This window comes from Mumia sp., assembly GCF_028803055.1.
Taxonomy (GTDB): Bacteria; Actinomycetota; Actinomycetes; order Propionibacteriales; family Nocardioidaceae; genus Mumia.
In genome coordinates this window covers 1-11,136 of sequence record NZ_JARBCJ010000113.1, presented here as the reverse complement: position 1 = coordinate 11,136, position 11,136 = coordinate 1, and the positions used below count along the sequence as shown (strand labels likewise).

The 11,136-nt window shown below is 71.6% G+C and carries 10 protein-coding genes; 8 read left to right on the top strand and 2 right to left on the bottom strand.

What is annotated here, in order from left to right:
• Positions 1 to 408: NIPSNAP family protein (locus tag PV363_RS11705; protein ID WP_301022407.1), on the bottom strand; the 408-nt coding region annotated here is incomplete at its 3' end.
• A gap of 107 nt (positions 409 to 515) precedes the next feature.
• On the opposite strand from PV363_RS11705, the gene PV363_RS11700 reads away from it, so the two are divergent.
• The 7 genes from PV363_RS11700 (at position 516) to PV363_RS11670 (ending at position 8,809) form a co-directional block, all read left to right on the top strand.
• Positions 516 to 1,550 (top strand): rod shape-determining protein, encoded by a 1,035-nt coding sequence (locus tag PV363_RS11700; protein ID WP_220344118.1) that lies wholly within the window; start codon positions 516 to 518, stop codon positions 1,548 to 1,550.
• A gap of 4 nt (positions 1,551 to 1,554) precedes the next feature.
• Complete coding sequence (gene mreC / locus PV363_RS11695) at positions 1,555 to 2,403, top strand: rod shape-determining protein MreC (protein WP_220344119.1); 849 nt, start codon at positions 1,555 to 1,557, stop codon at positions 2,401 to 2,403.
• Between the two features lie 2 nt (positions 2,404 to 2,405).
• Positions 2,406 to 2,921 (top strand): rod shape-determining protein MreD, encoded by a 516-nt coding sequence (gene mreD, locus PV363_RS11690; RefSeq protein WP_301022406.1) that lies wholly within the window; start codon positions 2,406 to 2,408, stop codon positions 2,919 to 2,921.
• Positions 2,918 to 5,059, top strand: coding sequence for a penicillin-binding protein 2 (gene mrdA / locus PV363_RS11685; protein WP_301022405.1), 2,142 nt, complete (start codon positions 2,918 to 2,920; stop codon positions 5,057 to 5,059). Before mreD ends, mrdA begins: the two co-directional genes overlap by 4 nt.
• Complete coding sequence (gene rodA / locus PV363_RS11680) at positions 5,056 to 6,264, top strand: rod shape-determining protein RodA (RefSeq protein WP_301022404.1); 1,209 nt, start codon at positions 5,056 to 5,058, stop codon at positions 6,262 to 6,264. Before mrdA ends, rodA begins: the two co-directional genes overlap by 4 nt.
• Positions 6,265 to 6,374: 110 nt before the next feature.
• A complete protein-coding gene (locus tag PV363_RS11675; protein ID WP_301022403.1) occupies positions 6,375 to 8,327 on the top strand; it encodes a TIGR03960 family B12-binding radical SAM protein in 1,953 nt (650 codons plus the stop codon).
• On the top strand, positions 8,327 to 8,809 hold the full coding sequence (locus PV363_RS11670) for a GNAT family N-acetyltransferase (RefSeq protein WP_301022402.1): 483 nt from the start codon (positions 8,327 to 8,329) through the stop codon (positions 8,807 to 8,809). Before PV363_RS11675 ends, PV363_RS11670 begins: the two co-directional genes overlap by 1 nt.
• On the opposite strand, the gene PV363_RS11665 is transcribed toward PV363_RS11670, so the two are convergent.
• Positions 8,778 to 9,977, bottom strand: a complete 1,200-nt coding sequence (locus PV363_RS11665) for an MFS transporter (RefSeq protein WP_220344125.1) — start codon at positions 9,975 to 9,977, stop codon at positions 8,778 to 8,780. The genes PV363_RS11670 and PV363_RS11665 overlap by 32 nt on opposite strands.
• Positions 9,978 to 10,041: 64 nt before the next feature.
• Between PV363_RS11665 and PV363_RS11660 the strand changes: the two genes are divergently transcribed.
• Positions 10,042 to 10,815 carry a TIGR03936 family radical SAM-associated protein gene (locus PV363_RS11660; RefSeq protein ID WP_301022401.1) on the top strand — a complete coding sequence of 258 codons (774 nt, stop codon included), beginning with the start codon at positions 10,042 to 10,044 and terminating at the stop codon, positions 10,813 to 10,815.
• Positions 10,816 to 11,136: the final 321 nt, after the last annotated feature.

Genomic DNA, 11,136 nt, shown 5'->3' with positions numbered 1-11,136 from the left:
CATGAGTGCGGCGAAGTCGTCGACGTCGTCCGGCTCGTACAGCGTGATGACGACGATGTCCGCAGCGAGGTCGGCGGTGGGGGACAAGGCACGTCCCGAGACCGGACGGAGCAGCAGGACGTCGTCCGACGAGATCATCGTGGCGTTCGCGGCGTCGCGGTGCCGGGCCCACACCGGCCCCTCGTAGAACGCGCGCAGTGCCGGCCCGCGGCTCGCGGCGTCGTCGAACCCGCGTATCCAGACGAACTGGTCGGGATCGTCGAGGTCTCGGAACGGTCCGAGGACCGACATCCCGACCTCCTCCTGCGGGGTCACGAGCTCCGACTCGAACAGGCGGACGAGCGTCTCGCGTTGACCCGCGTGCAGCGCGTAGCGGCGGAGCTCGACGAGGGCAGGCGCAGAGGACATGACCACACCCTGGCAGCAGGCACCGACATCCCCGCTCGGACGGGCCGTACGGCGGTTCGCGGGCGTGTCTGCCCGGGAAGACTGCGACGCCGACCTAGCCTGAGCCCATGTCCTTCCCCTTGCGCAGCCTGCTCGGGCGCGACATGGCGGTCGACCTGGGCACGGCGAACACCCTCGTCTATGTGCGGGGCAAGGGCGTCATGCTCGACGAGCCGTCGGTCGTCGCCCTCGCTGCGCAGACCCATGAGATCCTCGCCGTGGGGTCTGAGGCCAAGCGGATGCACGGGCGCACGCCTGACGCGATCTCGGTGGTCCGACCGATGAAGGACGGCGTGATCGCCGACTTCGAGGCGTGCGAGCACATGCTGAGGCTGTTCATCCAGCAGGTCCACCGGCGTCGCTACTTCACCAAGCCTCGCCTGGTCGTGTGCGTCCCGAGCGCCATCACCTCGGTCGAGCAGCGTGCGGTCCGAGAGGCCGGCTACCAGGCCGGAGCCCGCCAGGTGTTCATCGTCGAGGAGCCGATGGCGGCAGCGCTCGGTGCGGGTCTGCCCGTGCACGAGCCGACCGGCAACATGATCGTCGACGTGGGCGGAGGCACGACGGAGGTCGCGGTGATCGCGCTCGGGGGCATCGTGGCCAGCCGCTCGATCCGCACCGCGGGCGACGACATGGACGAGGCCATCGTGGCGTGGTTCAAGAAGGAGCACGCGCTGCTGCTCGGCGACCGTACGGCCGAGGACCTCAAGGTGACGGCCGGATCAGCCTTCCCCCTGCCCGACGAACGGACCGTCCACGTCCGCGGCCGCGACCTCGTCGGAGGTCTCCCTCGGACGGTGGACGTCACCGTCGGCGAGGTCCGTCGCGCGTTGGAGGAGCCCGTGGCGGCGATCGTCGACGCCATCAGGGGCACGCTCGACCTGACGCCGCCCGAGCTCGCGGGCGACATCATGGACCGGGGCATCGTCCTCACCGGCGGCGGGGCGCTGCTGCCGGGCCTCGACGACCGGATCCGCCACGAGACGCAGATCCCGGTCCACGTGGTCGACGACCCCCTCCACTCGGTCGCGCTCGGCGCCGGCAAGTGCGTGGAGGAGTTCGACGCCCTGCAGCAGGTGCTCACTTCCGAGCCCCGCAGGTGACGGCGTGGCCAGGACCCGTCGTCGCCCCGACCAGCAGCACCGTCCGCGGACGGTGCTGCTCGTGCTGCTGCTCGCCGCCGTCGCCCTGATCAGCGTCGACCTGTCCGGAGCCGGGTCGCCCGCCCGTACGCTCGCCGGCTCCGTGCTCGGACCACTGGAGTCGGGCGCCCATCGGCTCTTGTCGCCGTTCGGCGTCGACAGCTTCGCCACCCGCGACCAGCTCCGCGACGACAAGGCCGCGCTCGAGGCGGAGAACGCCCGCCTGCGAGGGCTGGTGGCCTCGTCCGACGTCGACCGGACGCGGCTCGCCGAGTACGACGCGCTCGCGGCGTTCGCGACCTCGGCGGACCTCGAGACGGTGACGGCCCACGTCGTCGGGATCGGTGCAGCGCAGTCCTTCCGGCGCACCGTCGTCCTCGACGCGGGCACGTCACGCGGTGTCCGCCGGGACATGACCGTGCTGGGTCCCGACGGCCTCGTCGGTCGCGTCATCAGCGCCACCTCGCGCAACGCCGTCGTGCTCCTGCTCGTCGACGCCGACTCGGTGGTCGGTGCGCGGCTCGGAGCCGAGCACGAGCTCGGGATGCTGCGTGGTGACGGCAGCCTGTCGGGCACGGGGAGGCTGAACCTCGAGGTGCTCGACCGCTCCGCCGTGCCGAAGGTCGGTGACCCGATCGTCTCGTGGGGATCGCGCGACGGTGTCCCGTACATCGCCGGGGTCCCGATCGGCCGCGTCGAGAAGGTCGTGGAGTCGCCGCGTGACGAGACGGCATCGGTGACGGTGGCGCCCTACGTCGACTTCTCCGCCCTCGACACGGTCTCGGTCGTCGTCGGCGCCCGGAAGGGATCGTGACGGTGGACGGCCGTCGGGTCGCCCTCGTCGTGGCCCTGCTCGTCGTCGGCGTGGTCGCTCATACCAGCGTGCTGGCGCCGCTGGTCCCGACCGCGGTGGTTCCCGACGTCGTGCTCGTCCTCGTGGTGGCGGTGGGCTTGTGCGGGGGGACCACCGAAGGGGCCTGGGCCGGGTTCACCGGCGGCCTGCTGCTCGACGCCGCGCCGCCCGCCGACCACGTCCTCGGTCAGTGGGCGCTATCGCTCACGGTGGTCGGCTACCTCGCCGGGACCGTCGACCGGGGGAGCCGGCCGTCGTGGCTGAGCGACAGCCTCACCGTGGCTGCGGCCGCCTTCGTCGGCACCTCGATCTTCGCGCTGAGCAGCCTCGCCCTCGGTGAGCCCGGGGCGCACCTCGCGATGGTGCTCCCGGTCGTCGCGCTCGCCGTCGTCTACGACGTGGTGCTGGGCCTGGCGCTGGTGCCCGGCGTCCGTGCTCTGCTCGGCAGGGTCGAGCCTGCCCCACAGGTCAGGTGGTGACGGTGCGGCGGGGGCGGGCACGGATCGTCGTGGTGCAGGTGCTCGTGGTCGCGCTGTTCGCGACGTTGTGCGCCCGCCTCTGGTACGTCCAGGTCGTCGGCGGCGACGAGTACCAAGCGCGCGCCGCGAACAACGCCAACCGCCAGGGCCTCGTGCAGCCTCAGCGCGGCCTGGTCGTCGACGCGATGGGGCGCCCGCTGGCTGCCAACAAGGTCACCTGGGTCGTCACGGTCGACCGCTCGCGGCTGACGCGGCTCGAGTCCGAGGAGCAGAGCGACGTGCTGGGACGGCTCGCCCGGCTGGTCGACCTCGACTACGACGTGCTCCTCGACCGGATCAAGCTGTGTGGCGAGCAGGGGGCGCCGGAGCCCCCGGCCTGCTGGAACGGCTCGCCGTACGAGCCGGTCCCGGTCGCGCAGGACGTCCCGCGGGACGTGGCGCTGTCGCTGTCGGAGCGGGCCGAGGAGTTCCCCGCGGTCGCCGCCGAGCAGCGCTCGGTGCGGGCGTACCCGCGCCCCGAGGGGGTCAACGCCGCGCAGCTGCTCGGCTACGTCACGCCGATCACCGCTGACGAGTACGACGCGGCGCGCGAGCGCGACGACGAGAGCCTCAACGCGGCCTCCGTGGTCGGACGGGCCGGGGTCGAGCGCAGCTACGACGCCGACCTGCGTGGAGTCCCGGGGACGACCGGCAAGTCGGTGGACTCGCGAGGTCGGGTCATCGCGGAGGGTACGGCGGTGGACCCGCAGGCGGGCAGGACCCTGGTCACGAGCATCGACTCCCGGGTCCAGGCGCTCGCCGAGGGGCAGCTGAAGAAGGCGATCGAGAAGGCCCGCACGACCCACGACGACGTCACCGGACGCAGCTACGAGGCGACCGCCGGGGCCGCCGTCGTCCTGGACCCCGACGACGGGCGAGTGATCGCGGCGGCGAGCTACCCGTCGTACGACCCGCAGGTCTGGGTCGACGGCATCACCAACCGGCAGCTCGAGTCGCTCTACGCCGAGGACTCCGGGACCCCGCTGCTGTCTCGCGTGACGCAGGCGCAGCTCGCGCCGGGGTCGACGTGGAAGCCCTTCGTCGCCGCGGGAGCGCTCGAGGACCGGTGGGACACCGGATCGCGCCTCGACTGCTCCTCCGGGCTCCAGGTGGGCAACCGGTGGTTCAAGAACTACGAGTCGGCCTCGTACGGGCCGATCGGCTTCGACCGGGCGCTCGCGGCGTCCTGCGACACGTTCTTCTACCGGATCGCCTACGCCGCGTGGACGGACCAGGGCGGCACCGACGCCAAGACCGGCGTCCACGACCCGCTGGTCGAGATGGCACGCGCGTTCGGGTTCTCCGAGCGCACCGGCATCGACATCCCCGGTGAGGCCGGCGGGCGTCTCGGCGACCGGCAGTGGCGCCAGGACTACTGGAAGGCCAACAAGGACCGCTACTGCGCGATCGCCCGCAAGCCCGAGAAGGTGGAGAGCGCCTACCTGCGCCTGTTCGCGCGCGAGTTCTGCGCCGACGGCTACGTCTACCGAGCGGGAGACGCGGTCAACTTCTCGATCGGTCAGGGCGAGACCCTGGTGACGCCGCTGCAGCTCGCTGTTGGCTACGCCGCGCTCGCCAACGGAGGCACGCTCTACGAGCCCCGGGTGGCGAAGGCGGTGCTGGACGCCGACGGCTCGGTGGTGCGCGAGATCGCTCCGGAGCGTGCCGGACGCGTGCCGGTCAGCAAGAAGCACCTGCGCTACATCGACGGCGCGCTCCTCGACACCGCCAAGACGGGCACGATGGCCTGGAAGATGGGCGGCTTCCCGCTCGACCAGGTGAAGGTCCGTTCCAAGACCGGGACCGCCGAGGTCACAGGGCGTCAGACGACCGGGTGGGTCGCCTCGTACGACGAGAACTACGTCGTCGTGATGATGATGGAGCAGGCGGGCACCGGCTCAGGGTCGTCCGGCGACGCGGTGCGGGCGATCTGGGAGGGCCTGTACGGCATCGAGGGCGGCAAGGTCCGGCGGGACCGGGCACTCATGCCGAGAGCCAGACCGCCGGTCTCGCTCCCTCGGGTCGCCGACGACGGCAGGATCCTGCCGCCGGTCACGAAGCGCACGAAGGCCGATGCCGACGAGGAGGACGACCGGTGAGCGGCCGGGGGACCGTACGCCCGGCGCTGCGGCCTGGCGCCTCGGTGCGGACCTCGTGGGGCGACGTCGACCTGCCTCTGGTCGCGTCGGCCCTCGCGCTCTCGGTCGTCGGGACTCTGCTGGTCTGGTCGGCGACCGCGTCGCGCGACGACCTCACCGGTGGCGATCCCACCGCGTACCTGGTCAAGCAGGCGACCAACGTCGTGATCGCCGTCGGGCTCGGCGTGGTCATGGCGTCGACCGACCGGAGGTGGATCCGGTTGTGGGCGCCGGTCGTCTACGGCGCCGCGGTCCTGGGGCTGGTGCTGGTCTTCGTGCCCGGTGTCGGCGCCGTGGTCAACGGGTCACGCTCGTGGCTGCAGGTGGGCGGGCTCTCGCTCCAGCCGGCCGAGCTCGCGAAGCTCGGCGTGGTGCTCGTGATGGCCCTGCTCTTCGCCGAGCGGACCGAGGGCAGGATGCGCCGGGTCGTCCGTTCGTCCGACGTCCTGCTGGCCCTGGCCTGCGCTGCCGTGCCGGCTGCCTTGATCCTCGCCCAGCCCGACCTCGGGACGCTGATGGTGATGGCCGCGATCGTCCTGGGTGTGCTCGCCGTCGCGGGTGTCCGTCTCCTGTGGCTCGGCGGACTCGTGACGGTTGGGCTGGCGGTGGTCCTCGGAGCGATCGCCGTGGGGGTCATCGAGGAGTACCAGGTCTTGCGCTTCGAGGCCTTCACCGACCCTGAGCTCGATCCGCGCGGGGCCGGCTACAACACGGTGCAGGCACGGATCGCGATCGGCAACGGTGGTCTGCTCGGTCAAGGACTCTTCCACGGCACCCAGACGCAGGCCGGCTTCGTCCCCGAGCAGCACACCGACTTCGTCTTCACGGTGGCGGGGGAGGAGCTCGGTCTCCTCGGCGCCGGGCTCGTCGTGCTGCTCCTGGGGGTCCTGGTGTGGCGGTGCCTGCGGATCGCCGCACGGGCCGACGACCTCTTCGACCGGCTGGCAGCGGCGGGGATCGGGTGCTGGTTTGGCTTCCAGGCGTTCCAGAACATCGGGATGTCGCTGGGCATCATGCCGATCACCGGCGTGCCGCTGCCGTTCGTGTCGTACGGCGGCACGGCGTTGTTCGCCTCGGCGATGGCCGTGGGCCTGCTGGTCGCGATCGGCCGTCGCAGTGCGTCTCCGGCCGTGGTCGTCCGGTCCCGGGCCACCCGCTCCCGCTGACCCGCGGCCGCCACACGGTGACCCGCGGCCGCCACACGGTGACCCGCGGCCGCCACACGGTGACCCGCGAGGGATTCGGTGGGCGGGACATCCCTCGTTACCCTGGTGGCATGCCCGTCAACCACCTCGACGACTCCGTCGCGTCGGTCTTCGACCGGCTCGAGCCGATCCTTCCCACGATCAGCAAGCCGATCCAGTACGTCGGCGGGGAGCTCAACTCCGTCAACAAGGACTGGAGCGCCGTCGACGTCCGGTGGGCCCTGATGTATCCCGACGCCTACGAGGTCGGTCTCCCCAACCAGGGCGTCCAGATCCTGTACGAGGTCCTCAACGAGCGCGACTGGCTCCTCGCCGAGCGCACGTACGCGGTCTTTCCCGACATGGAAGCCGCGATGCGCGAGCACGGGATCCCTCAGTTCACGGTGGACAGCCACCGCCCGGTCAGGGCGTTCGACCTGCTGGGTGTCTCGTTCTCCACCGAGCTCGGATACACCAACCTCCTGACGGCTCTGGACCTCGCGGGCATCCCGCTGCGCGCGGCCGACCGCACCGACGCCGACCCGATCGTCCTCGCCGGCGGGCACGCCGCCTTCAACCCCGAGCCGATCGCGGACTTCGTCGACGCGGCGGTGCTCGGTGACGGCGAGGAGATCGTCCTCAAGATCAGCGAGGTCGTGCGGGAGTGGAAGGCCGAGGGCTGTCCCGGCGGTCGCGAGGAGCTGCTGATGCGCCTCGCGAGCTCCGGCAGCGTCTACGTGCCCATGTTCTACGACGTCGGCTACCTCCCCGACGGTCGCATCCAGCGGGTGGCCCCCAACCGTCCCGGGGTCCCGTGGCGCGTCACGAAGCACACGCTGATGGACCTCGACCAGTGGCCGTACCCGAAGAACCCGCTGGTCCCGCTCGCCGAGACCGTCCACGAGCGCTACTCGGTGGAGATCTTCCGCGGCTGCACCCGCGGCTGCCGCTTCTGCCAGGCCGGCATGATCACCCGCCCGGTGCGCGAGCGCAGCCTGCAGACCATCGGAGAGATGGTCGACAACGGGCTCAAGAAGTCCGGTTTCGAGGAGGTCGGCCTCCTCTCGCTGAGCAGCGCCGACCACACCGAGATCGGAGAGGTCGCCAAGCAGCTCGGCGACCGTTATGAGGGGTCCAACACCTCGCTGTCGCTGCCGAGCACCCGCGTCGACGCGTTCAACATCACGCTCGCCAACGAGTTCAGCCGCAACGGGCGCCGGTCCGGCCTCACGTTCGCTCCCGAGGGCGGGTCGGAGCGCCTGCGCAAGGTGATCAACAAGATGGTCACCGAGGAGGACCTGATCCGGACGGTCTCTGCGGCGTACTCGCACGGCTGGCGCCAGGTCAAGCTCTACTTCATGTGCGGCCTCCCCACCGAGACCGACGAGGACGTCATGCAGATCGGTGAGCTCGCCAAGAAGGTCATCGAGACCGGCCGTGAGGTGTCCGGCCGCAAGGACATCCGCTGCACGGTGTCGATCGGCGGCTTCGTCCCGAAGCCGCACACCCCGTTCCAGTGGGCCGCCCAGCTCGACCACGAGACCACCGACGAGCGACTCCGCAAGCTGCGCTCCTCGGTGCAGTCCGACAAGCGCTTCGGCCGGGCGATCGGCTTCCGCTACCACGACGGCAAGCCGGGCACGATCGAGGGCCTCCTCTCGCGGGGCGACCGACGGGTCGGCCGCATCATCGAGGCGGTCTGGCGTGACGGCGGCCGATTCGACGGCTGGAGCGAGCACTTCTCGTACGAGCGCTGGGAGCGTTGCGCGGACGAGGCGCTGGCCGACGAGCCGGTCGACCTCGACTGGTACACCACGCGGGAGCGCGAGTACGCCGAGGTGCTCCCCTGGGACCACCTGGACTCCGGGCTCGACCGTGACTGGCTCTGGGAGGACTGGCAGGACGCCATCGACCCCGACGGGGCTCGCGAGGTCGAGGACTGCCGCTGGACCCCGTGCTTCGACTGCGGCGTCTGCCCGCAGATGGACCTCGACATCCAGATCGGCCCCACCGGCAAGACGCTGCTCCCGCTCAGCGTCCTCTGATGCGGGTACGCCGCGCCGGGGCGGCCGACGTGCGGGCCCTCGCCGGTCTCCGGGCGCGGTGGACCGAGGAGCTGGACGGTCCGACCGACGACCCGTCGTTCCTCGACCGCTTCGACGCGTGGTTCGCCCGCGAGTCGGCGCAGCGGGTGGTCTGGCTGGCCGAGACCGGCGAGGGCTCGCCGGTCGGCATGCTCAACGTGATGCTCTTCGAGCGGATGCCGCGGCCGGGCCGGGCCACGGGCAGCTGGGGCTACGTCGCCAACGTCTACGTGGTGCCCGCGCACCGGGGCGCGGGTGTCGGAGGGCGGCTGATGGGGGCACTGACCTCGTACGCGGACGAGACCGGCCTGGTCCGTCTCGTCCTGAGCCCGACCGCACGGTCGGTCTCGCTCTACGCACGCGCGGGGTTCAGCGGCGACCACGACCTCATGCTGCGGCCCCAGGGAGCACTCAGCGAGCGTGGAGCTGGTCCTCGACCATGACGGGCCGGGCGACGTAGGTCCCGACGACCCCGATCAGCAGCGCGAGCGCGACGAGCATCGCGACCGGGGCGCCCCACCCACCCGTCGAGTCGTGGAGGAGCCCTGTCCCGAACGGGCCGAGCGCCGCGATGAGGTAGCCGAGTCCCTGCACGAACCCCGAGAGCGCGACCGTGCCCTCGTGCGTGCGGGACCGCTTGGCGATCATCGTCAGGACCCAGGGGAAGGCGGCGCCTCCGATGCCCAGCAGGACCGCCCAGGCCCACGGCGCCGCGGTCGGCCACCAGAGGACGCCGAGCCAGCCGGCCGCCGTGACCACGGCGAACGACCAGGGCAACCACGCGCGGTCGCGTGACCAGCCGATGACCGCCGGCAGCAGGAGCGCGGCCGGGATCCCGATCCCGGTGACGATCGCCAGCATGCTGCCCGCATAGGCGTCGCTGAGCCCGGCATCCTCCAGGATCGCGGGGAACCAGCCGAACTGGGCGTACGCCTGCGCGGCCTGTGCCCCGAAGCAGACCGCCATCATCCAGGCCAGCGGAGCGCGGACCAGCTCCCCGATCGTGATCGGGGTCGCCGCGTCGGTGGAGCGGACGTCGTGGCGGAGCAGCCGGAGCCAGGGGACGAGCGTGACGGCCGCGAGCAGGGCCCACGTGAAGAGGCCCCACCGCCAGTCACCCGTCGCCTCCGCGATGGGAACGGTGAGGGCGGCCGACAGCGTCGCCCCTCCGACGATGGCGGCGCCGGCGATCGACGACACCAGGGCGATCCGGTCGGGGAAGTGGACCTTCACCAACGGCGGAAGGATCACGTTGCCGATCGCGCAGCCCGCGAGCGCCACAGCCGAGGCGATGAGGAAGAGCCCGCCGCTCTCGGCGAACGTCCGTGCCGCGAGTCCGACCGCGACGACCGCGGTCGACGCGATAGCGGTGGTGTGCAGGCCGATCGCGCGCACGATCGTGTTCGCGAGCGAGCCGACCAGGGCGAAGCAGATCACCGGGAGCGTGGTGAGCGCGCCGGCGGCGGTCGCCGACATGTCGAGGTCACCGCGGATGTCGTTGAGGACCACGCCGACGCTGCCCACCGACGCCCTCAGGTTCAGCGCGAGCAGGATGATGCACGCGAGGACGAAGGCTCGGTTGCCACGAGACTCGAGAGTGGGGGACGTCACCGGACAAATCTGTCACGGGACGCGCGGGAGCCGGCGGAGGGGCGCCCTTGGGTACCCTCGCACGGTGACCAGCCCTGACCGCGTCCCCGCCAACCCGGAGGCGCCGAACCCGCAGCTCCCGAGCGTCCAGAAGCTACGGATCCGCTATGCGAAGCGAGGTCGGCTGCGCTTCACGAGCCACCGGGACTTCGGACGTGCCTTCGAGCGCGCGGTGCGTCGCGCCGGTGTCCCCATCGCCCACTCCTCCGGCTTCTCCCCTCACCCCAAGATCTCGTACGCCGGCGCCTCGCCGACCGGTGCCGCCAGCGAGGCCGAGTACCTCGAGATCGGCGTGGTGCGCCACGTGGACCCGGACGAGCTCGCGAGGGCGCTGGACACCGCGCTCCCGCCGGGCCTGGACATCCTCGAGGTCGTCGCCGTACGCGAGGGGAGCGGCAGTCTGGCCGATCGGCTGGAGGCCAGTGCATGGACGCTGGTGCTGCCGACCGTGTCGCCCGAGACGGCCGCCTCGGCGGTCGATGCCTTCCTCGCGGCCCCTGAGGTTCTGGTGGACCGGATGACCAAGAAGGGCCTGCGGACGTTCGACAGCCGCGCCGCCGTGGTGCGCCTGGAGAGCCGGAGGTCCCCTGACACTCAGGGCACGTGTGCGATACTGGACGTGGTCGTGCGTCACGGAACCCCGTCCGTACGACCCGACGATGTTCTCGCCGGGCTCCGCGCCATCGCGGGTCTCGTGCCCTCGGAGGTCCCTGTGGCCACCCGGACGGCACAAGGTCCACTCGATGCGCAGTCCGGCACGGTCGGCGATCCACTCGCGCCCGACCGCGACGCGTCGTAGGCGCACGATGCCTGCGGCGACGACCGCGGCGGCGAGGGGAGAGCCCGTGACAGGCCGACCTAAGTGGGGAGCGTCGCCGTAGCCCGGGTAGCCGGGCCGACCGCAGGCTTGCGTCCGCAGTGCGACCCCGTTGCACGCGGCGACGACATCGCCTCGCGTGCAGCTTCGGCGGCCGCGGGGCCGGAGGAGCACACATGCTCGACGAGCAGAACCCGCCGAACTCGACCTCGGAAGACGTCGACACCCCACAGGCCCCCGGTGATCAGCCGGTCGCTGCCGTGACTCGCCGGCGTCGCACCGCTTCCCGACCGGCTGGCCCCC

Excerpts from the sequence above, each read along its gene's own strand:
- PV363_RS11700 (WP_220344118.1), top strand. The coding sequence starts at position 516 with ATGTCCTTCCCCTTGCGCAGCCTGCTCGGGCGCGACATGGCGGTCGAC.
- PV363_RS11675 (WP_301022403.1), top strand. The coding sequence starts at position 6,375 with ATGCCCGTCAACCACCTCGACGACTCCGTCGCGTCGGTCTTCGACCGG.
- PV363_RS11670 (WP_301022402.1), top strand. The coding sequence starts at position 8,327 with ATGCGGGTACGCCGCGCCGGGGCGGCCGACGTGCGGGCCCTCGCCGGT.